The following is a 24,613-nucleotide window of genomic DNA, read 5'->3' on the forward strand; positions in this document are numbered from 1 at the left end:
AGATTTCTGGATCCCTCCTTCGAGGCTCACTGCGTTCGCACCTCAGGATGAGGTCGAGGGCTAAGATAGAAAATCCCCTCGCGATTGTGTCGCCGCAAGTCAAACAGCCTCTTAGACCGCGTGCTGCACCGACAAACCCTCGAGCGGCCGCGGATCCCGGGCCGGCCGGCCGATCCGGGCGGCGAGCCCGGCCGCGACGAGGAACAGGGCCGCCTCGGTGACGAACACCGTCGCGTAGGCCGGCACCACCGTGCCGAAGGCGAGGCGGGCGAGGTCGACGCCCGCCGCGCCCAGGAAGCCGCCGAGCCCGAAGGCGATGCCCTGGGCCGCGCCCCACACCCCCATCCGGGTGCCGTGGCGGCTCTCGCCGCCGGGGGCGCCGCCGTGGCCGGCGAGCGCCATCATCGAGCCGATCGCCGCGACCGCGAACATGCCGTTGAACAGGCCGAGCGCGGCGACGCAGGTCCGCAGCGGCGCGCCCGGCCCGGCAAGGCCGCAGGCCGCGATGGCGGCGAGCGCCGCCGCCGAGCCGAGGCAGCCGGCGACGGTCCAGAGCCGCAGCGAGGCCAGCGTCCCGCGCCCGTTGGCGGTGACGAGCGCCACCAGGACCATGCCGGCGAGCACCCCGCCGTTCTGGAGGCCCGAGAGCTTGGTGGTCGCCCCCGGCGAGAGCGCGAAGACGAGGCCGGCGAAGGGCTCGAGGATCAGTTCCTGCGCGCTGTAGGCGAGCATCGCCAGGAAGACGAACACCGTGAAGCGGCGTGCCTCCGGCTCGGCCCAGACCTCGGCCAGCACCCGGGCGAAGGGCCGTACCGGCCCGGGCGGCAGCGGGGCCGCCGGGGCGCGGGCCGGCTCGACCCCCCACACCGCCGCGAGCGCGACTAGGAAGGCGGTCAGCGAGACGCCGCCCGAGACCGCGACGAGGCGTTCGCCCGAGAACGGGTCGAGGAGGTGCCCGGCGGTCGGCGCGGTGACGACGAAGCCGGCGATCATCATGATCCAGACGATCGTCGCGGCCGCGCCCCGGCGGTGGGGCGCGACGCCGGTGGAGAGCAGCACCAGGAGGGAGGTGCCGGCCGCCCCGACCCCGATGCCGACGGCGAGGAAGGACACGACGAGGACGACGAAGCCGAGCGCTGGCTGCCCGGCGACGAGCGCCGTGCCGAGGGCCGCCCCGAGCCCGCCGAGCGCCAGCAGCGCCATGCCGCCGACGATCCAGGGCGTGCGGCGCCGGCCGAGATCCGAGCCGTAGCCCCAGCGCGGGCGCAGGATCTGCACGGCGTAGTGCAGCGCCACGAGCCCGCCGGGCAGGGCGGCGGGGAGCGCCAGTTCCACCACCATCACCCGGTTGAGGGTCGAGGTGATCAGCACCACGATGGCGCCGAGCGCGGTCTGGACGAGGCCGAGGCGCACGATGGTGCCCCAGCCGAAACCGGTCGTCGCGCTCATGCGGCGCCTCCCTGCAGGGCGAGCGCCGCGGTGAGCATGCCGAGCACCGAGAGCAGCGTGCCGGTGCCGTTGTACCAGGCGGCCCAGCGGTGCGGATCGGACAGGAAGCGGCGCATCAGGAGGCCCTGGCCGGCGAGCAGGGCGGCGACGAGGGCGGCGTGCCAGGGCATCCCCCAGGCCGCCAGCGCCGCGACGACCACGACCTGCGGCGCCGCCATGACGAGGCAGGCGAGGCGGGCGGCGCGGCCGGCGCCGAGCTGGACCGGCAGCGAGCGGATGCCGGTGCGCCGGTCGCCCTCCATCGACTTGAAGTCGTTGAGGGTCATGATGCCGTGGGCGCCCAGGCTGTAGAGCGCGGCGACGAGCACGATCCGCCCGTCCGGCAGGGCGCCCGCCATCACGGCGGCACCGGTGAACCAGGGCAGGCCCTCGTAGCAGAGGCCGCAGGCGGCGTTGCCCCACCAGCCGTTGCGCTTCAGCCGGAGCGGCGGTGCGCTGTAGGCCCAGGCGAGCGCCAGGCCGAACACGCCCGCGCCGAGCACCCAGGGCCCGAGCAAGGCCGCGACCGCGAGCGACAGCAACGTCCAGGCGAGCGCGACGAAGAGGCCCCAGCGGCCCGGCATGCGGCCCGAGGGGATCGGCCGGTCCGGCTCGTTGATGGCGTCGACGTGCCGGTCGAACCAGTCGTTCGCCGCCTGGCTCGTGGCGCAGACCAGGGGGCCCGCGAGCAGGATCCCGGCGAGGATCACCGGCCAGCGCCCTTGGACCGGGACGCCGGACGAGACCACTCCGCAGGCAAAAGCCCACATCGGGGCGAACCAGGTGATCGGCTTGAGCAGTTCGAGGAGCGCGCCGGGCTCCGGCACACCCGATGGCTGTGCCACAAGCGGCGGCTTCCGTAGGGGCTTGAGCAGGGGCTCGGTCGACATCCCGGGAGGGTGGAACCGCCCCGGACGAGTGTCAAGCAGACTTTACACTTCCAGCAGTGTCGTCACGCAAGCGTGCGCGGCTCAGGCGTCGGCGTCGTCGGGCTCCTCGGAGCCGTCGAGGTCGCCGAGGCCGTAGCGGCGCATCTTGGCGTAGAAGCCCTGGCGGCTCAGGCCCAGCATCTCGGCCGCCGAGGCGCGGTTGTCGTGGGTGATGCGCAAAGCCGCCTCGATACACAGCCGCTCGATCAGGTCGGTCGTCTCGCGCACCAGCGCCTTCATCGAGACGCGGCCGACGAGCTCGGTCATGTGCTCGACCGAGCGGGGCAGCTCGCGCGCGCCCGGCAGGCTCCCGGGCATCGCGGCGGCGACGCGCCGGGGCAGGCTGCGCAGGGTGAAGCCGAAGCAGGGCCGGTCGCCCCCCGGCACCGAGACCGCCGCGACCTCGACCTCGTCCACCGCCCCGAACTCGCCCCGCACCACGGTGGCGAAGTGGCGCACCGCGCCGTGCTCGGCGAGCGTCGTGAAGAGCGACGCGATCTCGGTGCCCTCGCGTCCGAGCCAGCGGTCGAGCGGCTCGCCCTTGGCCTGGTGCTCGGTGGCGAGCTGCGCGAGGTCGAGGAAGGCGGCGTTGACCCCGATGATGCGCCGGTCGCGGTCGGTGACGACGAAGCCCTCGGGCATCGCCTCGATCACGTCGAGCGCCCCGGAGCGCAGGGCCGCCGGGCTCTCGACCGGCGCGAGCGGGCTGAGGCGCACGAGAACGCTCGTCCCCGCCTCCTCGCGGAACAGGGTGGCGGAGACCCGCGCCTCGCCGCGCCGCTGGGCGAGCCGGGCGGCGAGGTCCTCGGCCTGGCCGGTCAGGCGCAGGCCGACGAGCAGCGCCTGGACGGCGCGGGCGCTCTCGGGCTCGAACAGGTCGACGAGGTCGCGCCCGACGACGCGCTTGACCGCCCGGCCGAGCAGGCGGGCGGCGGCCGGGTTGACCTCGCCGATGCGGCGGGTCGCGGCGTCGACGATCAGGATCGGCTCGCCGGCGAGCTGGAACAGTACCCGGTAGCGGGTCTCGGCGCCGCGCAGGCGGGCGTAGTCGCGCTCGAGCGCCTGCTGCGAGTCGGTCAACCGCTGCTGCAGGGCCGAGAGCGCCCGCAGGTCGCGGCCGATCACGATGATGCGGTCGTCGTCGGGCACCCGCAGGGCCGCGTAGCGGATCGGCACGTCGGCGCCGCCCTGCGCCGAGGGGTGGTTGACCTGGCGCCAGCGCGTGACGGCGCCGGGCTCCGCATCCTCGATCAGGCGCAGGACCTTGGGCCGGCTCTCCACCGTCACGGTGTCGATCCAGCGCCGCCCGAGCCAGGTCTCGCCGGCCTCCTCGGACAGGCCGTCGGCCCCGAAGGCGGCGTCGCGGATCACCCCGTCGCCGTCGACCACGAGGGACACGTCGCTGGCAGCAGCGACGAGGCTGCCCGTCATCCGGGGATCGAGGCGGGAGACGGCATCTCGAAGCACCGCGAAAGATTCCTTCGCAGCAGGGCTCACGGGTCTGTTCAAGGGCCACCAATACGCCGGACCGCACCGAACAGGTCTTTCAGCAGGCTCTAATCCGCAGATCAAGCAAGCTTTGCAAGATTCCGGGCGCCTGTCGCGCATCCTCGACAGCCGCGTCGGCGCCGACGAGCCGGATCCGGTCCGGCCGGCCGGCGAAGGCGGGGCCGCCGACGACCACCCGCAGGTCGCGGTTGCGCGAGGCGCGCCGCAGCACCGGGACCGCCAGCGCCAGGCGCTCGACGTGGACGTCGCAGGACAGCGACAGGCCGAGCACGTCGAACCATTCGGCGCGCAGCCGCTCGATCGCGTCGGTCAGGCAGGGCTCGAAGCTCGTCGCCACGTCCCAGCCGGTCTCGCCGAGGAAGTGAGCGGTCAGCGTCAGCCCGAAGGTGTGGGTCTCGCCGGGAGCGGGCGCGAGCAGGACCCGCCGGCTCGCCGGATCGACCGGCCGCGGATCGAGGCAGTGCGTCTCGAGGTCGTGGACGAGGCGGCGCAGGCGGGCCATCGCGGTCGTCACCTGGACGAAGTCGCAGACGTCCTCCTCCCACAGCCGGCCGATATGCCGGGCCGTGGGGGCGAGGAGCCCGGTCAGCACCTCCTCGAGGCTCATGCCCTCGTCGAGGAGGCGGCGGACCTCGGCCAGCACGTCCCGGTCCTCGGGCAGCAGCAGCAGGGTGCCGAGGCGGACGATGTCGTCGGCCGCGCACGGGCGTGACGAGAGCCGGCGCACCGGGCGCTCGCCGCGATGGGCGAGCATCAGCCGCGGGATGATCTCGGCCTCGACGACCTCGGCGAGGTCGTCGCGCCACCTGAGCTTCCTGCGTACCCCCCCGGAGTTTATTTCGCAGGAGGGCCTGTCATGAGAAGACCTGTCGTGGAAGGTCCGCTCGCGGACACCCGTCCTGTCGCTGGACCTGGTGCCGGGCTGCGCTTGATCTCCCACCAGCACCTCCCCGATGCGCAGGAAAACCGGTTCTGCTCGACCTTGTGTCGGGTTTTCTACTTTGGGAGCGCCTCAGGCCGGGCGGCGTCATCCGCTTTCCTTGCAGGATACATCTCCGGCGTGCGGCCGCAAGGCACTTTCGCGAGAGGTTCCGGAGATTGTCATAGTCACCAACTGTCAACTTAGGTTGACACTTCGGGCCCGCCGGTCCTAGGCTTCCCTCATCGGCATCCGCGGTCAACGCGGGTCGGCCAGGAGGGCAGGCGCGATGGCGACGTCCACGGATCGGCCGTTTCTCTACAGCGAGGCCGAGCGCCGCCGCCGCGACGCCTCGCCCTGGACCCTGGTCCAGGGGGTACTCGCCCCGCTGCAATTCGCGGTCTTCCTGGTGAGCCTCGCCCTGGTCTCGCGCACGCTGGCCACCGGCGAGGGCGTGGCGCTCGCCAACGCCTCGGTCGTCGCCAAGACCCTCGCGCTCTACGCCATCATGGTCACCGGCTCCCTGTGGGAGAAGGCGGTGTTCGGGCGCTACCTCTTCGCCCCGGCCTTCTACTGGGAGGACGTGGTGAGCATGCTGGTGCTGGCGCTCCACACCGCCTACCTAGTGGCGCTTGCCACCGGCGCGCTCGCCACCACCGGGCTGATGTGGCTCGCGCTCGCCGCCTACGCCGCCTACCTGATCAATGCCGGCCAGTTCCTGCTCAAGCTGCGGGCGGCCCGCCTGCAGGCGCCGGCCTACGCAATGGGGGCGGCGCGATGACGGCGCTGGCGTCCGCTCTCCCGTCCGCGGTCCCCTGCGGCCCCGAGATCCGCCACGAGCGCGGCCAGCGGGCGGTGTTCTGTGGGCTCACCGGCATCGTCTGGCTGCACCGCAAGATCCAGGACGCCTTCTTCCTGGTGGTCGGCTCGCGCACCTGCGCGCACCTGATCCAGTCGGCGGCGGGCGTGATGATCTTCGCCGAGCCGCGCTTCGCCACCGCGATCATCGAGGAGCGCGACCTCGCCGGCCTCGCCGACGCGCACGAGGAGCTCGACCGGGTGGTGCGCCGCCTGCTGGAGCGCCGGCCCGACGTCAGGCTCCTGTTCCTCGTCGGCTCCTGCCCCTCCGAGGTGATCAAGCTCGATCTCGGCCGGGCCGCGGCGCGCCTCTCGGGCACCTTCGCGCCCGACGTGCGGGTCTTGAGCTATTCCGGCAGCGGCATCGAGACGACCTTCACCCAAGGGGAAGACGCCTGCCTCGCCGCCCTGGTGCCGGATCTGCCCCGGAGCGCAGATGAATCCCTCCTCGTCGTCGGGGCGCTCGCCGACGTGGTCGAGGATCAGTTCGCACGGCTCTTCGCCGATCTCGGAATCGGCAACGTCCGCTTCCTGCCCGGGCGCCGGGCGGCGGACCGGGCGCCGATCGGCCCGAATACCCGCTACCTTCTCGCCCAGCCCTTCCTCACCGATACCGCCCGGGCGCTGGAGGATCGCGGCGCCACCCGCATCCCGGCCCCGTTCCCGCTCGGCGCCGAGGGCACGACCCTGTGGCTGTCGGCCGCCGCCCGCGCTTTCGGGATCCCGTCCGCCCGCCTCGCGGAGGTCACCGAGGCCGGCCGTGCCCGCGCGGCGCGGGCGCTCGCGGCCCACCGCGACCGGCTCGCCGGCAAGCGGGTGTTCTTCTTCCCCGATTCGCAGCTCGAAGTGCCGCTCGCCCGCTTCCTGTCGCGGGAGATGGGCGCGGCGCTGATCGAGGTCGGCACCCCCTACCTGCATCGCGCCCACCTCGCCGAGGACCTGGCGCTGCTCCCCGACGGCACCCGAGTGACCGAGGGCCAGAGCCTCGACGACCAGCTCGACCGCTGCCGGGCGGCCCGGCCCGACCTCACGATCTGCGGCCTCGGCCTCGCCAACCCGCTCGAGGCCGAGGATCTGGCCACCAAGTGGTCGATCGAGCTCCTGTTCACCCCGATCCAGGGCTACGAGCAGGCCGGCGACCTCGCCGGGCTGTTCACCCGCCCCCTCGCGCGCCGCGCGCGGCTGGAGGGCTGAAGGCCATGCAGCTCACGCTCTGGACCTACGAGGGGCCCCCTCACATCGGTGCCATGCGCGTCGCCACCGCGATGCGCGGCCTGCACTACGTGCTGCACGCGCCGCAGGGCGACACCTACGCCGACCTGCTCTTCACCATGATCGAGCGGCACGGCGCCCGCCCGCCGGTGACCTACACCACCTTCCAGGCCCGCGACCTCGGGTCCGACACCGCCGAGATCTTCAAGCAGGCGGTCGCCGCCGCCTATGGCCGCTTCCGCCCCCAGGCGATGATCGTCGGCGCTTCCTGCACCGCCGAACTGTTGCAGGACGATCCGGCCGGGCTGGCGAAGGCGCTCGGCCTGCCGATCCCGGTGATCCCGCTGGAGCTGCCCGCCTACCAGAAGAAAGAGAACTGGGGGGCGTCGGAGACCTTCTATCGCCTCGTGCGCACCCTCGCTCCCGCCGCTCCCGCACCGGAGCGGCCCACGGCCAGCTGCAACATCCTCGGGCCGACCTCGCTCGGATTCCGCCACCGCGACGACCTGCGCGAGGTGCGCGGGCTTCTCGCGGAACTCGGCATCGCCGTCAACGTGGTGGCGCCGCTCGGCGCGACGCCGGCCGATCTCGGGCGGCTGGGGCAAGCGGCCTTCAACGTCGTGCTCTATCCGGAAGTGGCCCGCAGCGCGGCGCAATGGCTGGAAAAGACCCACGGCCAGCCCTTCGTCGAGACCGCGCCGATCGGGGTGAAGGGCACGACCGCCTTCATCGAGGCGGTGGCGGCGCTCGCCGGGATCGATCCCGGGCCGGTCCTCCAGGGGGAGGGCTCGCGCCTGCCCTGGTACGCACGCTCGGTCGATTCGACCTATCTCACCGGCAAGCGCGTCTTCGTCTTCGGCGACGCCACCCACGCCATCGCGGCGGCCCGGGTCGCGGCGCGCGAGATCGGCTTTTCCGTCGTCGGGCTCGGCACCTATTCGCGCGAATTCGCCCGCGAGGTCCGGGCGGAGGCCGCCGAGCACGGCATCGAGGCGCTGGTCACCGACGATTACCTGGCGGTCGAGGCGGCGATCGCCGCGGCTCAGCCGGAGCTGGTTCTCGGCACCCAGATGGAGCGCCATATCGCCAAACGGCTCGGCGTCCCCTGCGCGGTGATCTCGGCGCCGATGCACGTCCAGGACGTGCCGGCCCGCCACGCGCCGCAGATGGGGTTCGAGGGCGCGAACGTGCTCTTCGACACCTTCGTCCACCCGCTGATGATGGGGCTGGAGGAGCACCTGCTGGCGATGTTCCGGGACGATCCCGAGTTCCACGACGGCGTCGCTCCCTCGCATCTCGGCGGAAGGCCGCGCGAGGAGGCCGAGACCGCGGTCGTCGCCGCGGCGGTGACCGCCGCGACGCCGGTGGTCTGGTCGATCGAGGCCGAGCGCGAGCTGAAGAAGGTCCCGTTCTTCGTGCGGGGCAAGGCCCGCCACAACACCGAACGCTACGCCCGCGAGCGGGCGCTCCCGCTCATCACCGTCGAGACCCTGTACGATGCCAAAGCGCATTTCAGCCGGTGACGGACCGGGCGCGCTGCCGGAGCTGCGCGTCGTCATCGTCACCCTCGACAACCACCTCGCCGGGGCGGTGGAGCGGGCGCGCCGGGAGCTGTCGAAGACAGATCCCGCCCTGATCCTCGGCTTCCACGCCGCCGCCGAGTGGGAGACCGACCCGTCGGCCCTCGAATCCTGCCGGGCCGACATCGCGCGGGCCGACATCGTGCTCTCGGCGATGCTGTTCATGGACGAGCACGTCCGGGCGGTGCTACCGGCACTGCTCGCCCGCCGCCCGCATTGCGACGCGATGGTGGGCTGCCTCTCGGCGGCCGAGGTGGTGCGCACCACCCGGATGAACCGCTTCGCCATGGACGGCTCGCAGCGTGGCGCGCTCGACTTCCTCAAGCGCCTGCGCGGCAAGTCGGGGCCGGGGGGAACGCAGGGAAACGGCGCGCGCCAGATGGCGCTGATCCGCCAGATCCCCCGCATCCTGCGCTTCATCCCGGGCTCGGCCCAGGACGTGCGGGCGTACTTCCTGACCCTGCAATACTGGCTCGCCGGCTCGGACGAGAACGTCGTCAACCTCGTGCGCTTCCTCGCCGGCCGCTACGCCGCCGGCCCGCGCGCCGCCTGGCGCCGGCACCTCACGGCGGCCGAGCCGCTGAGCTACCCCGAGACCGGCCTTTACCACCCGCGCCTGGCGGAGCGGGTGACCGAGCGCCTCGATCGGCTGCCGGCCTCCGGCAAGGCGGGACGGGTCGGCTTGCTGCTGATGCGCTCCTACGTGCTCGCCGGCAACACGGCGCATTACGACGGGGTGATCGCGGCGCTGGAGGCCCGCGGGCTCACCGTCGTGCCGGCCTTCGCCAGCGGGCTCGACAACCGGCCGGCGGTGGAAAAATTCTTCCTGCGCGACGGCCGGCCGGCGATCGACGCGCTGGTCTCGCTCACCGGTTTCTCCCTCGTCGGCGGGCCGGCCTACAACGACGCCGCCGCGGCGAGCGCCATGCTGGCGCGGCTCGACGTACCCTACCTCGCCGCGCAGGCGGTCGAGTTCCAGACCCTGGAGCAGTGGGAGGCCTCGGCCCGCGGCCTGTCGCCGGTCGAGGCGACCATGATGGTGGCGATCCCCGAGCTCGACGGCGCCACCGCCCCGATGGTGTTCGGCGGCCGCGCCGCCGGGGGGACTGAATCCCGCGACATGGCGGTGCATCCCGAGCGCACGGCTCGCCTCGCCGACCGGGTGGCGCGGCTCGTCTCGCTACGGGCCCGCGCGCGGGCGGAGCGCAAGGTCGCGATCGTCCTGTTCAATTTCCCGCCGAATGCCGGCGCCACCGGCACCGCCGCCTTCCTGTCGGTATGGGATTCGCTCCACCGCGTGCTCCAGGGGCTGAAGGCGGACGGTTACTCCGTCGCGGTCCCCGAGACCGTCGATGCGTTGCGCGCCACGGTGCTGGAGGGCAACGCCGCCCGCTTCGGCACGCCGGCCAACGTCGCTCACCGCATCACGGCCGACGACCACGTTCGTCGCGAGGCGCATCTCGCCGAGATCGAGGCGCAGTGGGGACCGGCTCCCGGCCGGCACCAGAGCGACGGTTCGTCGATCCTGGTGCTCGGCGCCCAGTTCGGAAACGTCTTCGTCGGAGTGCAGCCGGCCTTCGGCTACGAGGGCGACCCGATGCGCCTGCTGTTCGAGCAAGGCTTCGCGCCGACCCACGCCTTCTCGGCCTTCTACCGCTACCTGCGCGAGGATTTTGGTGCCGACGCGGTGCTGCATTTCGGCACCCACGGGGCGCTCGAATTCATGCCCGGCAAGCAGACCGGGCTGTCGGCCGCCTGCTGGCCCGAGCGGCTGATCGGGGCTCTGCCGAACGTCTACCTCTACGCCGCCAACAACCCGTCGGAGGGCACGCTCGCCAAGCGCCGGTCCGCCGCGACGCTGGTGAGCTACCTCACCCCGAGTCTCGCCCAGGCCGGGCTCTATCGCGGGCTGATCGACCTCAAGGCTTCGCTGGAGCGCCGCCGCGCCCTGCCGCCCGAGGAGGCCGCGGAGCGGGGCAAGCTCGCGGTGCTCATCCACGGCCAGGCGCTCGCCCTCGACCTCGCCTCGGGCGACGGCTGGGGCGAGGATGCGGAGACCCGCATCGCCGACCTCGCAATCCGGCTGATCGAGCTCGAACACACCCTGATCCCGCACGGACTGCACGTGGTCGGGCAGGGGACGCCGCCCGAGGAGCGGATCGACCTGCTGCTCGCGCTCGCCGAATCCGTCCACGGCCTCGCGCCGGATCGTGCCGTCATCGCGCGGCTGGTGGCCGGTGCCACCCCGGAGGACGCTGCCGGTCCCGGCGCCGCCGACGCGACTCTTGCGGCCTTCCGGGCGCTCGCCGAGACCGACCGGCTGCTCGCCGAGGACCACGAGATCCCGGCCCTGCTCCGCGCCCTCGACGGCCGCTTCATCGCCCCGGTGGCCGGCGGCGACGTGCTGCGCTCGCCCGCGATCCTGCCGACGGGGCGCAACCTGCACGGCTTCGACCCCTACCGGATCCCGAGCGCCTTCGCTCTCGCCGACGGGAGGGCCCAGGTCGAGAAGCTGCTCGCCCGCCACGCGGCCGATGGCGGCGCCTATCCGGAGAGCATCGCCCTGGTGCTCTGGGGCAGCGACAACCTGAAGAGCGAGGGCGCGCCGATCGCCCAGGCGCTGGCGCTCATGGGCGCCCAGCCTCGCTTCGACGGCTACGGCCGGCTCTGCGGCGCGGTGCTGATCCCGCTCCAAGACCTCGGGCGCCCGCGCATCGACGTCGTCGCGACCCTGTCGGGCATCTTCCGCGATCTCCTGCCGCTCCAGACCAAGCTCCTCGCCGAGGCCGCCTGGCTCGCCGCCAGCGCCGACGAGCCGCAGGACATGAACTTCGTGCGCAAGCACGCGCTGGCGCACCAGGCGGCGCAGGGGATCGACCTCGAGACGGCTTCGCTCCGGGTCTTCAGCAACGCGGAAGGGGCCTACGGCGCCAACCTCAATCACCTCGTCGATTCCGGGCGCTGGGAGGACGAGGCCGAACTTTGCGAGACTTTTTCGCGGCGCAAGAGCTTTGCGTATGGCCGCACGGGAAAACCCGAGCCCCGCCGCGCCCTGATGCAGGCGGTGCTGGCGGGGGTCGACCTCGCCTACCAGAACCTCGATTCGGTCGAGGTCGGCGTGACCAGCGTCGACCATTACTTCGACGGTCTCGGCGGCATGGCCCGCGCCGTGGCGAAGGCCCGGGGCACCTCGGTCCCGGTCTATATCAGCGACCAGACCCGCGGCGAGGGCCGGGTGCGCTCGCTCTCCGAGCAGGTGGCGCTGGAGACCCGCACCCGCATGCTCAACCCGAAATGGGTCGAGGGGATGCTGGGCCACGGCTACGAGGGCGTGCGCCAGATCGACCAGCACCTCACCAACACCGTGGGCTGGTCGGCCACCACCGACCAGGTCGCGCCCTGGATCTACCAGCGCATCACCGAGACCTACGTCCTCGACGAGGCGATGCGCGAGCGCATGGCGGCGCTCAACCCCGCCGCCTCGGCCAAGGTCGCCCATCGCCTGATCGAGGCGCATCGGCGCGGCTTCTGGACCCCCGACCCCGAGACCCGGGCCGCCCTCGACCGGGCCGAGGAGGCCCTGGAGGACCGGCTCGAAGGCATCACCGCGGAGGCTGCCGCATGAACATCGCGATCCGAAACCCCGTGCCGGCGCGTCGGGAAGAGGGGAGCCTCCAGGTCGCCCTCGATCCGGACATCCGCATCGAGACCGCCAAGGTCTTCGCCGTCTACGGCAAGGGCGGCATCGGCAAGAGCACGACCTCGTCCAACCTCTCCGTCGCCTTCTCGAAGCTCGGCAAGCGCGTGCTGCAGATCGGCTGCGACCCCAAGCACGATTCGACCTTCACGCTGACGAAGCGCCTCGCCCCGACCGTCATCGATGCCCTGGAGGCGGTGCAGTTCCACTCGGAGGAGCTGCGCGTCGAGGATTTCGTGGTCGAGGGATACAACGGCGTGCGCTGCGTCGAGGCCGGCGGTCCCCCTGCCGGCACGGGCTGCGGCGGCTACGTCGTCGGCCAGACGGTGAAGCTCCTCAAGGAGCATCATCTTCTGGAAGACACCGACGTGGTGATCTTCGACGTTCTCGGCGACGTCGTCTGCGGCGGGTTCGCCTCGCCGCTCCAGCACGCCGACCGGGCGCTGATCGTCACGGCGAACGACTTCGACTCGATCTTCGCGATGAACCGGATCGTCGCGGCGATCCACGCCAAGTCGAAGAATTACGGCGTGCGCCTCGGCGGCGTCATCGCCAACCGCTCGGCGAAGACCGACGAGATCGACCGGTTCAACGACGCGGTCGGCCTGAAGCGCCTGGCGCATTTCCAGGATCTCGACGTGGTGCGCCGCTCGCGCCTGAAGAAGGCGACGCTGTTCGAGATGGATCCCTCGCCGGAATTGCTCGCCGTACAGGCCGAGTATCTGCAACTCGCCGAACAACTCTGGGCCGGCGTCGACCCGCTCCCGGCGGTGCCGATGAAGGATCGGGATCTGTTTGAATTCCTCGGGTTCGACTGATGACCAGCTCCACCTACGCCACCCGCCGGGCCCAGCTCGAAACCTATTTCGACCGCACCGCCGTCGAGGCCTGGGCGCGGCTGACCTCGGACGCGCCGGTGAGCCGCATCCGCGCCACCGTGCGGGCCGGCCGCGACGCGATGCGGGCCGAACTCCTGTCCTGGCTGCCTGCCGACCTCTCCGGCCGGCGCCTGCTCGATGCCGGCTGCGGCACCGGGGCGCTCGCGCTCGAGGCGGCGCGGCGCGGTGCCGAGGTCGTGGCCATCGACGTGTCGCCGACGCTGGTCGGTCTCGCCCGCGAGCGCACCGCGAGCCTCAGCCTCAAGGGCTGCCTGGATTTCCAGGTCGGCGACATGCTGGACGAGGGACTGGGTCGCTTCGACCACGTCGTGGCGATGGATTCGCTGATCCATTACCGCACCCCCGACATCGTCCGCGCCCTCTCGGCGCTGGCCCGCCGCACCGACGCCTCCGTGCTGTTCACGGTGGCGCCGCGCACCCCGCTGCTCACCGTGATGCATGCCGCCGGCCGGCTCTTTCCCCGCGGCGACCGGGCGCCGGCGATCGAGCCGGTCGGGGAGGGGAGCTTACGCCGCCGCGTCGCCGCCGATCCGGGCCTTCAGGCTTTCACCGTCGCCCGCAGCCGGCGGATCAATTCCGGCTTCTACCTGTCCAACGCCCTGGAACTGGTGCGCCGATGAGCACGGCCAGCCGCATCGCCCGGGTGCTCGCCGACCTCGGGCCCCGCTACCTGCCCTTCGCGGATGCCGCGACGAAGGAGCTGCCGCTTGGCCGGCTGCTGCGCCTGTCGCTGTTCCAGGTCACGGTCGGGATGGCGGCGGTGCTGCTGATCGGCACCCTCAACCGGGTGATGATCGTCGAGCTCGACGTGCCGGCCTGGATCGTCGCCGTGATGCTGTCGCTGCCGCTGCTGGCCGCCCCGTTCCGGGCGCTCGTGGGCTTCCGCTCCGACAGCCACCGCTCGGTGCTGGGCTGGAAGCGCGTGCCCTACCTGTGGTTCGGCACGCTGCTGCAATTCGGCGGCTTTGCCATCATGCCGTTCGCGCTGCTGATTCTGTCGGGCGATACGACCGGCCCGATCGTCATCGGCCAGGCCGCGGCGGCGCTCGCCTTCGTCCTCGTCGGCGCGGGCTTGCACACCACGCAGACGGTGGGTCTCGCGCTCGCCACCGACCTCGCGCCCGCTCATGCCCGCCCGAAGGTGGTGGCTTTGCTCTGCGCCATGCTGCTCGCCGGCATGATGGCGAGCGCCGTGGTGTTCGGGCTGGCGCTGCACGACTTCTCGGCCATCCGCCTGATCCAGGTGATCCAGGGCGCGGCTCTGGCGACGCTCATCCTCAACGGCATCGCCCTGTGGAAGCAGGAGCCGCGCGACACCTCCCGGAAGTCCGCGCCGGCGCGCCGCTTCGGCGAGGCCTGGGAGGCCTACGCGGCCCAGCCGCAGGCGCGCCGCCGCCTCATCGCCACCGGCCTCGGCACGGCGGGGTTCAGCATGCAGGACATCCTGCTCGAACCCTATGGCGGCCAGATCCTGCACCTGCCGGTCGCCGCGACCACCGCGCTCACCGCCGTCCTCGCCGTCGGCGGCGGGATCGGGCTGCTGACGGCCGCGCGCTGGCTCAACCGCGGCGGCGATCCGTTCCGGGTAGCGGCGGCCGGCGCGGTCGTCGGCATCGCGGCCTTCTCGGCGGTGGTCTTCGCCGCCCCTCTCGGCTCCGGCGGGCTCTTCGCCTGCGGCGTCGCGCTGATCGGGCTGGGCGGCGGGCTCTTCGCCCACGGCACGCTGACCGCCTCGATGGCAGGGGCGGCCCCTGAGCAGTCCGGCCTCGCCCTCGGTGCCTGGGGGGCCGTCCAGGCGACGGCGGCCGGCGCGGCGATCGCCGCGAGCGGCATCCTGCGCGATGCCGGCTCGGCGCTCGCGGTCTCAGGCCGCCTCGGCGAGGCGATGTCCGAAGCCTCCACCGGCTACCTCGTCGTCTACCACATCGAGATTGGGCTCCTGTTCGCCACCCTGGTGGCGATCGGGCCGCTGGTGCGCCGGCCCGATCGCGCCCCGCTCTCCACCCGTCCGGCCCTATCCTAGAAGGAGGCCATCATGCCCAAGGGTGCCCTCACAGGTTATCTCGACGTCGCGCAAGTGGTGCTCTACGCGTTCTGGATCTTCTTTGCCGGCCTGGTCTTCTACCTGCGCCGCGAGGATCGCCGGGAGGGCTACCCGCTCGAATCCGAGGTCCATGGCGGCCTGAAGGGCTGGGACTGGCTGTTCGTGCCGTCTCCCAAAACCTTCCTGCTCGCCGACGGCTCGGCCGTGCTGGCACCGCGCCCGCACGAGGGCCCGGTCGGCGAGCTCAAGGCGGTCAAGCTCGAGCCCTGGCCCGGCGCCCCGATCGTCCCGACCTCGACGGACGATTCGCGCCTCGCCGACGGCATCGGCCCGGGTGCCTACGCGCTTCGCGCCGAGCGGCCGGACCTGACCTGGGAGGGCAAGACCCGCATCGTGCCGATGCGCGTCGCCGACGAGTTCACGGTCTCGGCGGACGATCCCGATCCGCGTGGGCTTCCGGTCTACGGTGCCGATCGGGTGCTCGCCGGCACCGTGACCGAGATCTGGGTCGATCGCGGCGAGTCGCTGCCGCGCTACTACGAGATGGAGCTGGAGGGCGCCCGCGACCGCACCGTGCTGATCCCGGTGACCTTCGCGGACGTGCAGCGCTTCAGCCGGCACAAGAAGATCATCGTCGAGGCGCTCCTCGCCCGCCAGTTCGCCGGCGTGCCGCAGCACCGCGACCCCGACAGCATCACCCTTCGGGAGGAGGAGCGGGTCATCGCCTATTTCGGCGCCGGCACGCTCTACGCCACCGACGACCGCCAGGAGCCCCTGCTGTGACGGACCTGCTGCCCCACGGGCTGCCCGGCCCGCTGCCCAAGGGCGAGCGCCTGCTGTGGCAGGGCCGCCCGGCTCTCGTCAGCCTGGCCCGCCGCGCCTTCCACGTCGATCTCGTGGCGCTGTATTTCGGCGGGCTCGCGGCCTTCCAGGCCTATTCCTCCGGGCGGGTCTCGGCGGCCTGGCCGGTGCTGCTCGCCGGTGCCCTGGCGCTGGTGATCCTGTTCGCGCTCGCCTGGGGCACCTGCCGCACCACGGTCTACACCTTGACCGACAGGCGGCTGATGCTGCGCATCGGCATCGCGCTCCAGATGGACGTCAACCTGCCGTTGAAGGAGATCGAGGGCGCCGCCTTCCATCGTTTCGGCGACGGCAGCGGCGACCTGCCGCTGCGGCTCAAGCCCGGCGTGCGGCTGGCCTACCTGCATCTCTGGCCCCACGCCCGGCCCTGGCGCCTGACCCGGCCCGAGCCGATGCTGCGCTGCGTGCCGGAGGCCGAGACGGTGGCCAAGCGCATCGCCACGGCGCTGGCCGAGGCGAGCGGCCAGCCCGTCCAGGCGCTCCCGCCGGCACCCGCCGCCAGCCCCGTCCTGCCCGGCCGCCTCGCGGCCGCGGGCCACTAGGGAGGGGGGTGATGGCGCACGACATCCCGATACCCCGGCCGCTCCTGCGCAACGCCGGCCTCCTCGTCGCCTTCTCGCTCGCCGCCGTGGCGATCGGGCGCTTCGGCGGTGTCGGCATCACCCAGATGCCGCCGGCGCTCGCCGTCCAGGTCCTCGACCTCGCGGTCGAGGACCGGCCGGACGGCCGCGTCTCCCTGCGCAACGCCGGGAGCGGGCGCCTCGTCGCCGAGGTGCAGCCCGGCGAGGACGGCTTCCTGCGCGCCACCCTGCGGGTGATGGCCCAGGCCCGCCTGCGCGAGGGCCTGCCCCGCGACCCGCCGTTCCGGCTCACCCGCTGGGACAACGGCACGCTGACCCTCGACGACGTCGCGTCGGGCCGGCGGATCAACCTCGAGGCCTTCGGGCTCGACAACGCGGTCGCCTTCGCGCGGCTGCTCGAACAGGGGAGGGGCGCATCGTGATGCAGTGGTTCGGCGGCAAGCGCCGCATCGAGGTGCCGTGCACGGTCGAGATCGAGCAGACGGCCGAGAGCCTGCACGCCCATGTCACGCTGGATGGCGGCCTGCTCATCGCCCCGGGCGACGAGGTGACGGTGCACGACGCCCCCACCTCCGTGCCCTACGGCGACCGGATCGTGGTGCGCCGCACCGCCACCGTGGTGCGGGCCGGCGCCATGGAGCGCCTGTGGACCCGCATCGCGGGCCATTTCGAACTCACCGAACTCTACGAAGTCAGCTTCTCGGAAAGGACGCGGCTATGAGCGCGACGACCCTGAAGACCCCGAACGAGAGCACCCAGTCGGCCCAGGAAACCACTTTCCTGAGCCCGCGCTTCTACACGACCAACTTCGAGGAACTCGACCGCACCAACGTCGAGCCGGTGCGGGCCGAGTGGGACGTGCTCCTCGCCGAGATGCGCGCCGATCCCAACAAGCGCCACTTCGTGCGCAATTCCGATTTCGACCTCGACCTCTCCGGTCTCGACCCGGAGCTGCGCAAGGAATTCCTCGATTTCCTGGTCTCGTCGATCACCGCCGAGTTCTCGGGCTGCGTGCTCTATGCCGAGATGCGCAAGCGCGCCAAGAACAAGGACATCCGCGAGCTGTTCGCCTATATGAGCCGCGACGAGGCGCGGCACGCCGGCTTCATCAACGACACGCTGAAGGACTTTGGCGTCGGCATCGATCTCGGCTTCCTGACCAAGGCCAAGAAGTACACGTATTTCCGGCCGAAATTCATCTTCTACGCGACCTACCTGTCGGAGAAGATCGGCTATGCCCGCTACATCACGATCTTCCGCCACCTCGAGCGTAATCCGGACAATCGCTTCCACCCGATCTTCAAATGGTTCGAGAAGTGGTGCAACGACGAGTTCCGCCACGGCGAGGCCTTCGCGCTGCTGATGCGCGCCAACCCCAAGCTCCTCACCGGCATCAACTACTACTGGATCAAGTTCTTCCTGCTCGCCGTGTTCTGCACGATGTACGTGCGCGACCAGTGCCGGCCGGCCTTTCACAAGGCGCTCGGGATCGATCCGAAGGAATACGACTTCCAGGTCTTCGCCATCACCTCCGAGATCTCGCGCCAGGTCTTCCCGCTCACCCTCGATCTCGACAACCCAGGCTTCCGGGCAGGCCTCGAACGGCTGCTCTCCTGCGCCCGCGGTATCGAGGAAGCGAAGGCGCGGGGCGGGATCGTCGGCAGGATCAAGCATGCCGGCTACGTGGCGAAGGCCGCCTTCGCCTTCGGACGGCTGATGGTGATGCCGGCGAAGGCCAACCCGATGCCCGCGCAGATCCGCCTCAGCCCCGCCTGGTAGCGCCCCGCATGTCCGACTACGCCGCGCCGATCCTCTATGCCGTCGTGATCTGGTGGTTCCTGACCGGGGCGATCCTCTGGCTGAACCACCGGCCGCGCCGCACCCATGCCTGGAGCTTCGGCGCGACGACCGTGGCGCTCTTCGGAGCGCTGTGGGTGATCGCCTGGAGCGCCAACCAGGAGAGCGAGGCGGGGGCCTACGCGGCCTTCACGGCGGCCCTGATCGTCTGGGGCTGGCAGGAGATGGCCTTCTACATGGGCTATGTCGCCGGGCCTCGTCGGACCGCGGGCTCGGCCACGGATCGCGGCCTCGCCCGGTTCGGTGCGGCTGCCGCGACCAACCTCTGGCACGAGGCGGCGATCATCCTCGGCTTTGCCGCCATCGCCTGGCTCACGGCGGGCGGACCGAACCGGATGGCGCTCTGGACCTACCTGGTGCTGTGGGGGATGAACCTCAGCGCGCGGCTCAACCTGTTCCTCGGCGTGCGCAACCTCCACGCCGAGTTCCTGCCCGAACACCTTCGTTACCTCGGCAGCTTCTTCCGCCGCGCGCCGATGAACGCGCTGTTTCCGGTGGCGATGATCCTCGCCACCGGCTTCCTCCTGGTGCTGCTCCACCCCGCCGTCACCGAGAGCGCCTCGGCCTTCAAGCGCTCCGGCCACACCATGATGGCGACCCTGATGGCGCTCGCCATCCTGGAGCACGGTTTCCTGATGCTGCCGCTGCCGTCGGCCGCGCTCTGGGGCTGGGGGCTGCCCGCCCGCCGCCCGGGAGCCGACGCCGCACCCTGACAATCCAGAAGAAAACGACCGGAAAAACGCCGTACAAGGGGACGTTCGATGGACTACGAAGCGCACTTCTCCGCCGCTCTCCAGGGTCTGCACCGCGAGGGCCGCTACCGGGTCTTCACCGACCTGGAGCGGCAGGCCGGCCGGTTCCCCTACGCCACCCAGCACGGCGCCCACGGCACCCGCGAGGTGACGGTGTGGTGCTCGAACGACTATCTCGGCATGGGCCAGCACCCGGCGGTGACCGGCGCCATGCACGAGGCGATCGACCGCTGCGGCGCCGGGGCGGGCGGCACCCGCAACATCTCGGGCACCAACCACTACCACGTGCTCCTGGAGCAGGAACTCGCCGACCTGCACGGCAAGGAAGCGGCCCTCCTGTTCACCTCGGGCTACGTCTCGAACTGGGCCGGGCTCGGCACGCTGGCCTCGAAGCTGCCGGGCTGCGTCGTGTTCTCCGACGAGGGCAACCACGCCTCGATGATCGAGGGCATCCGCTCGAGCCGGGCCGAGCGCCACATCTTCCGCCACAACGATCCCGACGACCTCGACCGCAAGCTCCGCCTCGTCGATCCGAAGCTCCCGAAGCTCGTCGCCTTCGAATCGGTCTACTCGATGGACGGCGACATCGCGCCGATCGCCGAACTCTGCGACGTGGCCGAGGCGCACGGCGCCATGACCTATCTCGACGAGGTCCACGCGGTCGGCCTCTACGGGCCCCGCGGCGGCGGCATCGCCGAGCGCGACGGGCTGATGCACCGGCTCACGGTGATCGAGGGCACGCTCGGCAAGGCCTTCGCGGTATCGGGCGGCTACATCGCGGCCTCGACCGCGCTGTGCGACTTCGTGCGCAGCTTTGCCTCGGGCTTCATCTTCACCACCTCGCTGCCCCCTAGCATCGCGGCGGGCGCGGCGGCGAGCATCCGCCACCTCAAGGCGAGCGGCGCGGAACGGGCCCGCCACCAGGACCGGGTCGCGGCGGTGCGCCGGCGGCTGTCGGCGATCGGCATCCCGCTCCTCGACAACCCGAGCCACATCGTCCCGGTGATGGTGGGCGATCCCGTGCTGTGCAAGCAGATCAGCGACACGCTGCTCGACGAGTTCGGCATCTACGTCCAGCCGATCAACTATCCGACGGTGGCCCGCGGTACCGAGCGCCTGCGGATCACGCCCTCGCCGCTCCACAGCGACGCCGACATCGATCACTTGGCCCTCGCGCTCGGAACGATCTGGGGCCGGATCGGGCTCGCCCGGGCGGCGTAGCTCCAAGTCCATCTCCTCGGCGCAGTGCTGTCCGGGAAAGACGAGGCGCAGGAAATCCCCTCTCCCCGCGGGCGGGGAGAGGGTCACGACCCCCTTGTCGGGGTCGTGACGAGCGCAAGCGGATGCCGGAGCGAGGGTGAGGGGGGCTCGACGCCTGAGACTCCTCCGGACACACCCCCTCGCCCTCGCGGCGAACCTGCGGTTCGCTGCGCGGGCTCGCCGCTCCCCCTGGACGGGGGATCGGCCCTCTCCCCGCCCGCGGGGAAAGGAGAGGGCCCACGCCCTTCTTTTCTCCCTGACAGCCCTGCCGCAGAGAGGGATCTGCGCGCGACCATCTCGGATTTTTCGCTCCAGATCCGAGAACCACTGTCACCCAAACCAACCGTCATTTTTGTTGGACAATTCTGTCGCCACATCCGATCCTGCTCCCACTTTCACCCGCGAGGATCCGCACCGTGGCCCCCACCCAATCGGCCCTGTCCCGGCGGGCGTCCAAGCCGGGCTTCCCGAAACCGACCGTCGTGGAATCCGCCGCGCTCGCCGAGGCCGGGCCGCGTCCGGCCTATCCGTTCGCGGCCATCGTCGGGCAGGAGGCGATGCGGCGCGCGCTCCTCGTCGCGGCGGTCGATCCGGCGGTCGGCGGGGTGCTGGTCTTCGGCGACCGCGGCACCGGCAAGTCCACCGCCGTGCGGGCGCTCGCCGCTCTACTGCCGCCGATGCGGGCGGTGGCGGGCTGCCCCTATGCCTGCGACCCGGTCGAGGCCGCGGCGATGTGCCAGGCCTGCGCCGCCCGCCGGGGGCAGGGCCTGGCGGTGAGGACCGTGCCGGTGCCGGTGGTCGACCTGCCCCTCGGCGCGACCGAGGACCGGGTCGTCGGGGCGCTCGACATCGGCCGGGCGCTCGGGGCCGGCGAGAAGGCGTTCGAGCCGGGGCTGCTCGCCCGCGCCAATCGCGGCTTCCTCTACATCGACGAGGTCAACCTGCTCGAGGACCACCTCGTCGACCTGCTGCTCGACGTGGCGGCGTCCGGGGTCAACACCGTCGAGCGCGAGGGCCTGAGCCTGCGCCACCCGGCGCGCTTCGTCCTCGTCGGCAGCGGCAACCCGGAGGAGGGCGAATTGCGCCCGCAGCTCCTCGACCGCTTCGGGCTCGCCGTCACCGTGACGACGCCGACCGATCTTCCCACCCGCATCGCCATCGTGCGCCGGCGCGACGCCTACGAGCGCGACCCCGCCGCCTTCGCGGCGGAGTGGGCGGACGAGGAGGCGCGGCTGTCCGGACGGATCCTGGCGGCGCGGGCGCACCTGCCCGAGGTCGCGGTGCCGGACGAGATCCTGGAGGCGGCGGCCCGGCTGTGCCTGGCGCTCGGCACCGACGGGTTGCGCGGCGAGCTGACCCTGATGCGTACCGCCCGGGCGCTGGCGAGCCTCGACGGCGCGACGATCGTCACCCTCGATCACCTGCGCGAGGTCGCCCCGAGCGCCCTGGGCCACCGCCTGCGCCGCAACCCCCTCGACGAGGCCGGCTCCGAGGCGCGGATCGCCCGCGCCCTCGCCGAGGTCGTCGGGTGAGCGCCAGCCCCGACGCGACCTGGCTCCAGGCCTGCCACGCGGCGGCCCTCGTCGCCCTCGATCCGGCGGGCACGGGGGTCGTGCTGCGGGCCCGGCCCGGCCCGGTGCGGGAGGCCTGGCTCGACCGGCTACGCGCCCTCCTCCCGGCGGGCACGCCGGTGATGCGCCTGCCAGCCGGCATCGCGGACGACGCGCTCCTCGGCGGGCTCGACCTGCCGGCCACCCTGCGGACCGGACGCCCGGTGGCGCAGGCGGGCCTGCTCGCCCGCAGCGACGGCGGCGTGGTGCTGGTGCCGATGGCCGAGCGGCTGGCGCCCGGCACCGCCGCGCGGATCGCCCAGGGGCTCGATGCCGGCGCCGTCACGGTCGCACGCGACGGCATCGCGACCCGTTGCCCGACCCGCTTCGGCCTCGTGCTCCTCGACGAGGGGGAGGGCGAGGACGAGGGCGTGCCGGCCGGCCTCGCCGACCGGATCGCCCTCCATCTCGACCTCGACGCGGTGCCGGTCGCTGCGCTGGGGGCATCGCCGCCGCTCCCCGATCTCGCCGCCGCCCGCGAGATCCGTCCCGAGACCACCCCCGACGCGTCCGAAACCCTCTGCGCCCTCGCGGCCCAGCTCGGCATCGCGTCGTTGCGCGCCCCGCTCCTCGCCCTGCGCGTCGCCCGGCTGCACGCGGCCCTGGAGGGCCGCGCGGCGGTGGGCGAGCCCGACCTCGCCGCCGCGGCCGCCCTCGTGCTGGCCCCCCGCGCCCGGGCCTGGCCGCAGGAGGAGGAGCAGGACGAGAGGATGGGAGAGGACGCGCCGCCCGCCGACGAGGCCGGGGGCGACGACGACCGGCACGAGGCCCGGCAGGGCGAGGAGGACCGCCTCCTTGCCGCGGTCGCGGCCAGCCTGCCGCCCGGCCTCCTCGCCCGCCTGCTCGCCGGGGACGGACCGCGCATCCGCAGCGCCGGGGCCGGCGGCGCCGGGGCGGTCGCGGCGGCGCTGCGCGGCCGTCCGGTCGGGGCCCGGCCGGGCGATCCGCGCCGCGGGCGCCTCGCCCTGATCGAAACCCTGCGGGCGGCGGCCCCCTGGCAGCGCCTGCGCCGCGGCGACGGCGAGGCCCGCCTGCGCATCACGGCGGACGACCTGCGCATCCGCCGCCTCGTGCAGCGGCGCGAGACCACGACGATCTTCGCGGTCGACGCCTCCGGCTCCGCCGCCCTGGAGCGGCTGGCCGAGGCCAAAGGCGCGGTCGAGCAGCTGCTCGCCGAATGCTACGTCCGCCGCGACCGCGTCGCCCTGGTGGCCTTCCGGGGCCGGGGCGCCGACCTGCTGCTGGTGCCCACCCGCTCGCTGGTGCGGGCCAAGCGCGCGCTCGCCGCGCTGCCAGGCGGCGGCGGCACCCCGCTCGCCTGCGGCATCGACGCAGCCGCGCGCCTCGCCGCCGCCGAGCGCCGCGGCGGTCGCAGCCCGGTCGTGCTCCTCCTCACCGACGGCCGCGCCAACATCGACCGCGCCGGCCGGCCCGGACGGGCGCAAGCGGGTGCCGACGCCCTCGCGGCCGCCCGGGCGCTCGCCGCCGAGGGGACCCGGGCCCTCGTCATCGATACCGCCGCCCGGCCGCAGGATTCCGCCCGGGCGCTCGCCGCCGCGATGCGCGCCCGCTACCTCGCCCTGCCGCAGGCCGATGCCGCGCGCCTCGCGAGGGCCGTGCGCGAGGCCGCTCCGGCGGCATGAGCCCGATGACGAGCGCGAGGACGTCCGACGACAGGCCCGACTTCGCCCGCCAGGGCCGCGACTGGCCGAACCGGGAGACGAGCCGTTTCGTCGCCGCCGGCGGCCTGACCTGGCACGTCCAGGAGGCCGGGACGGGCCCTGTCCTGCTCCTCGTCCACGGCACCGGCGCGGCGACCCATTCCTGGCGCGGGCTCTTGCCCCTGCTCGCCCGCGACTTCCGGGTGATCGCCCCCGACCTGCCGGGCCACGGCTTCACCGATCCGCTGCCGACCCCCTCACTGCCGCGCATGGCCCGCGCGCTCGCCGCGCTGCTGCGCACCCTCGACGCCGCCCCGCAGATCGTCGTCGGTCATTCCGCGGGAGCCGCGATCCTGGCTCGCCTCTGTCTCGACGGGGTGCTCGCGCCCCGCCTCCTCGTCGGGCTCAACGCGGCGCTCAAGCCGTTTCCGGGCATGGCCGGCTTCCTCTTCCCGGCGATGGCGCGGGCGCTGTTCCTCAACCCGGTCACGCCGCGCGTCTTCGCCTGGTCGGCCGACCGCGCCGCGGTCGAGCGGCTGATCCACGGCACCGGCTCCACCCTCGACCGCGCCGGCCTCGACCTCTACCGCCGCCTGTTCCAGACCTCCGGCCACGTCGCCGGGGCGCTCGGCATGATGGCGAACTGGGACCTCGTTCCCCTCGACCGCGACCTGCCCCGCCTCGCGGTCCCGCTCCTGCTGATCGTCGGCAGCCAGGACCGCACCATCGCGCCCGACGTCTCCATTGCCCTCGGCGACCGCCTCGGCGGCCGCGCCCGGGTGGAGTGGCTGCGCGGCCTCGGGCATCTCGCCCACGAGGAGAAGCCGGAGGTGGTGGCGGAGCTGATCCGGGCGGGCGCGGACCGCGCCTGACGCTCGCCGCTCGATCGCGCGCCG

Annotated in this window: 21 protein-coding genes; 17 read left to right on the forward strand and 4 right to left on the reverse strand. The window is 72.6% G+C overall.

Translation table 11 applies throughout. The annotated features are described in order from the left end of the window. Positions 1–111: 111 nt before the first annotated feature. The 4 genes from BMX97_RS11745 to BMX97_RS11760 form a co-directional block, all read right to left on the reverse strand. Positions 112–1,449 carry a BCD family MFS transporter gene (locus BMX97_RS11745; protein WP_091749759.1) on the reverse strand — a complete coding sequence of 446 codons (1,338 nt, stop codon included), beginning with the start codon at positions 1,447–1,449 and terminating at the stop codon, positions 112–114. Beyond that, complete coding sequence (chlG, locus tag BMX97_RS11750) at positions 1,446–2,333, reverse strand: chlorophyll synthase ChlG (RefSeq protein ID WP_280142793.1); 888 nt, start codon at positions 2,331–2,333, stop codon at positions 1,446–1,448. The genes BMX97_RS11745 and chlG overlap by 4 nt, the downstream gene beginning before the upstream one ends. A gap of 126 nt (positions 2,334–2,459) precedes the next feature. Further along, positions 2,460–3,884 carry a transcriptional regulator PpsR gene (gene ppsR, locus BMX97_RS11755; RefSeq protein ID WP_091749765.1) on the reverse strand — a complete coding sequence of 475 codons (1,425 nt, stop codon included), beginning with the start codon at positions 3,882–3,884 and terminating at the stop codon, positions 2,460–2,462. A gap of 79 nt (positions 3,885–3,963) precedes the next feature. Further along, positions 3,964–4,866: a cobalamin B12-binding domain-containing protein gene (locus BMX97_RS11760; RefSeq protein ID WP_244538385.1), complete on the reverse strand. Its 903-nt coding sequence runs from the start codon at positions 4,864–4,866 to the stop codon at positions 3,964–3,966. Positions 4,867–5,134: 268 nt separating this feature from the next. Between BMX97_RS11760 and bchF the strand changes: the two genes are divergently transcribed. The 17 genes from bchF (at position 5,135) to bchO (ending at position 24,589) form a co-directional block, all read left to right on the forward strand. After that, on the forward strand, positions 5,135–5,626 hold the full coding sequence (gene bchF / locus BMX97_RS11765; protein ID WP_091749771.1) for a 2-vinyl bacteriochlorophyllide hydratase: 492 nt from the start codon (positions 5,135–5,137) through the stop codon (positions 5,624–5,626). Continuing rightward, a complete protein-coding gene (locus BMX97_RS11770; RefSeq protein WP_091749774.1) occupies positions 5,623–6,897 on the forward strand; it encodes a ferredoxin:protochlorophyllide reductase (ATP-dependent) subunit N in 1,275 nt (424 codons plus the stop codon). Before bchF ends, BMX97_RS11770 begins: the two co-directional genes overlap by 4 nt. 5 nt (positions 6,898–6,902) lie before the next feature. Further along, positions 6,903–8,438 carry a ferredoxin:protochlorophyllide reductase (ATP-dependent) subunit B gene (bchB, locus tag BMX97_RS11775; RefSeq protein ID WP_091749777.1) on the forward strand — a complete coding sequence of 512 codons (1,536 nt, stop codon included), beginning with the start codon at positions 6,903–6,905 and terminating at the stop codon, positions 8,436–8,438. Then, positions 8,413–12,120, forward strand: coding sequence for a magnesium chelatase subunit H (locus tag BMX97_RS11780; RefSeq protein ID WP_091749780.1), 3,708 nt, complete (start codon positions 8,413–8,415; stop codon positions 12,118–12,120). Before bchB ends, BMX97_RS11780 begins: the two co-directional genes overlap by 26 nt. Further along, entirely contained in the window at positions 12,117–13,010 is an 894-nt protein-coding gene (gene bchL / locus BMX97_RS11785) for a ferredoxin:protochlorophyllide reductase (ATP-dependent) iron-sulfur ATP-binding protein (RefSeq protein WP_048451562.1), read from the forward strand. Before BMX97_RS11780 ends, bchL begins: the two co-directional genes overlap by 4 nt. Beyond that, positions 13,010–13,711: a magnesium protoporphyrin IX methyltransferase gene (bchM, locus tag BMX97_RS11790; RefSeq protein ID WP_091749783.1), complete on the forward strand. Its 702-nt coding sequence runs from the start codon at positions 13,010–13,012 to the stop codon at positions 13,709–13,711. Before bchL ends, bchM begins: the two co-directional genes overlap by 1 nt. Continuing rightward, complete coding sequence (locus BMX97_RS11795) at positions 13,708–15,114, forward strand: MFS transporter (RefSeq protein WP_091749786.1); 1,407 nt, start codon at positions 13,708–13,710, stop codon at positions 15,112–15,114. Before bchM ends, BMX97_RS11795 begins: the two co-directional genes overlap by 4 nt. A gap of 12 nt (positions 15,115–15,126) precedes the next feature. Further along, on the forward strand, positions 15,127–15,918 hold the full coding sequence (puhA, locus tag BMX97_RS11800; RefSeq protein WP_091749789.1) for a photosynthetic reaction center subunit H: 792 nt from the start codon (positions 15,127–15,129) through the stop codon (positions 15,916–15,918). Continuing rightward, positions 15,915–16,538 carry a photosynthetic complex putative assembly protein PuhB gene (gene puhB / locus BMX97_RS11805; protein WP_091749792.1) on the forward strand — a complete coding sequence of 208 codons (624 nt, stop codon included), beginning with the start codon at positions 15,915–15,917 and terminating at the stop codon, positions 16,536–16,538. Before puhA ends, puhB begins: the two co-directional genes overlap by 4 nt. 8 nt (positions 16,539–16,546) lie before the next feature. Beyond that, a complete protein-coding gene (gene puhC, locus BMX97_RS11810; protein ID WP_091749795.1) occupies positions 16,547–16,999 on the forward strand; it encodes a photosynthetic complex assembly protein PuhC in 453 nt (150 codons plus the stop codon). Beyond that, positions 16,999–17,298: a hypothetical protein gene (locus BMX97_RS11815; RefSeq protein WP_058619061.1), complete on the forward strand. Its 300-nt coding sequence runs from the start codon at positions 16,999–17,001 to the stop codon at positions 17,296–17,298. The genes puhC and BMX97_RS11815 overlap by 1 nt, the downstream gene beginning before the upstream one ends. Then, positions 17,295–18,356 carry a magnesium-protoporphyrin IX monomethyl ester (oxidative) cyclase gene (gene acsF, locus BMX97_RS11820; protein WP_091749798.1) on the forward strand — a complete coding sequence of 354 codons (1,062 nt, stop codon included), beginning with the start codon at positions 17,295–17,297 and terminating at the stop codon, positions 18,354–18,356. Before BMX97_RS11815 ends, acsF begins: the two co-directional genes overlap by 4 nt. An 8-nt stretch (positions 18,357–18,364) precedes the next feature. After that, positions 18,365–19,147: a putative photosynthetic complex assembly protein PuhE gene (gene puhE, locus BMX97_RS11825; RefSeq protein ID WP_091749801.1), complete on the forward strand. Its 783-nt coding sequence runs from the start codon at positions 18,365–18,367 to the stop codon at positions 19,145–19,147. Between the two features lie 48 nt (positions 19,148–19,195). Continuing rightward, positions 19,196–20,407, forward strand: coding sequence for a 5-aminolevulinate synthase (hemA, locus tag BMX97_RS11830; protein WP_091749804.1), 1,212 nt, complete (start codon positions 19,196–19,198; stop codon positions 20,405–20,407). A 521-nt stretch (positions 20,408–20,928) separates the two neighbouring features. Next, positions 20,929–21,978, forward strand: coding sequence for a magnesium chelatase ATPase subunit I (bchI, locus tag BMX97_RS11835; protein WP_280142794.1), 1,050 nt, complete (start codon positions 20,929–20,931; stop codon positions 21,976–21,978). Further along, the gene (locus BMX97_RS11840) at positions 21,975–23,699 is read left to right on the forward strand and encodes a magnesium chelatase subunit D (RefSeq protein WP_091749810.1); all 1,725 of its coding nucleotides are present in this window, start codon (positions 21,975–21,977) and stop codon (positions 23,697–23,699) included. The genes bchI and BMX97_RS11840 overlap by 4 nt, the downstream gene beginning before the upstream one ends. A 5-nt stretch (positions 23,700–23,704) precedes the next feature. Then, complete coding sequence (gene bchO, locus BMX97_RS11845; RefSeq protein WP_091749970.1) at positions 23,705–24,589, forward strand: alpha/beta fold hydrolase BchO; 885 nt, start codon at positions 23,705–23,707, stop codon at positions 24,587–24,589. Positions 24,590–24,613 lie beyond the last annotated feature (24 nt).

This window comes from Methylobacterium sp. ap11 (assembly GCF_900110515.1).
In the GTDB taxonomy this organism is placed as follows: domain Bacteria; phylum Pseudomonadota; class Alphaproteobacteria; order Rhizobiales; family Beijerinckiaceae; genus Methylobacterium; species Methylobacterium ajmalii.

Bases quoted from the DNA above. Each gene is read 5' to 3' on its own strand.
- BMX97_RS11745 (WP_091749759.1), bottom strand. From the start codon at position 1,449: ATGAGCGCGACGACCGGTTTCGGCTGGGGCACCATCGTGCGCCTCGGC.
- bchF (WP_091749771.1), top strand. From the start codon at position 5,135: ATGGCGACGTCCACGGATCGGCCGTTTCTCTACAGCGAGGCCGAGCGC.
- BMX97_RS11770 (WP_091749774.1), top strand. From the start codon at position 5,623: ATGACGGCGCTGGCGTCCGCTCTCCCGTCCGCGGTCCCCTGCGGCCCC.
- bchB (WP_091749777.1), top strand. From the start codon at position 6,903: ATGCAGCTCACGCTCTGGACCTACGAGGGGCCCCCTCACATCGGTGCC.
- BMX97_RS11780 (WP_091749780.1), top strand. From the start codon at position 8,413: ATGCCAAAGCGCATTTCAGCCGGTGACGGACCGGGCGCGCTGCCGGAG.
- bchL (WP_048451562.1), top strand. From the start codon at position 12,117: ATGAACATCGCGATCCGAAACCCCGTGCCGGCGCGTCGGGAAGAGGGG.
- bchM (WP_091749783.1), top strand. From the start codon at position 13,010: ATGACCAGCTCCACCTACGCCACCCGCCGGGCCCAGCTCGAAACCTAT.
- BMX97_RS11795 (WP_091749786.1), top strand. From the start codon at position 13,708: ATGAGCACGGCCAGCCGCATCGCCCGGGTGCTCGCCGACCTCGGGCCC.
- puhA (WP_091749789.1), top strand. From the start codon at position 15,127: ATGCCCAAGGGTGCCCTCACAGGTTATCTCGACGTCGCGCAAGTGGTG.
- BMX97_RS11815 (WP_058619061.1), top strand. From the start codon at position 16,999: ATGCAGTGGTTCGGCGGCAAGCGCCGCATCGAGGTGCCGTGCACGGTC.
- acsF (WP_091749798.1), top strand. From the start codon at position 17,295: ATGAGCGCGACGACCCTGAAGACCCCGAACGAGAGCACCCAGTCGGCC.
- puhE (WP_091749801.1), top strand. From the start codon at position 18,365: ATGTCCGACTACGCCGCGCCGATCCTCTATGCCGTCGTGATCTGGTGG.
- hemA (WP_091749804.1), top strand. From the start codon at position 19,196: ATGGACTACGAAGCGCACTTCTCCGCCGCTCTCCAGGGTCTGCACCGC.
- bchO (WP_091749970.1), top strand. From the start codon at position 23,705: ATGACGAGCGCGAGGACGTCCGACGACAGGCCCGACTTCGCCCGCCAG.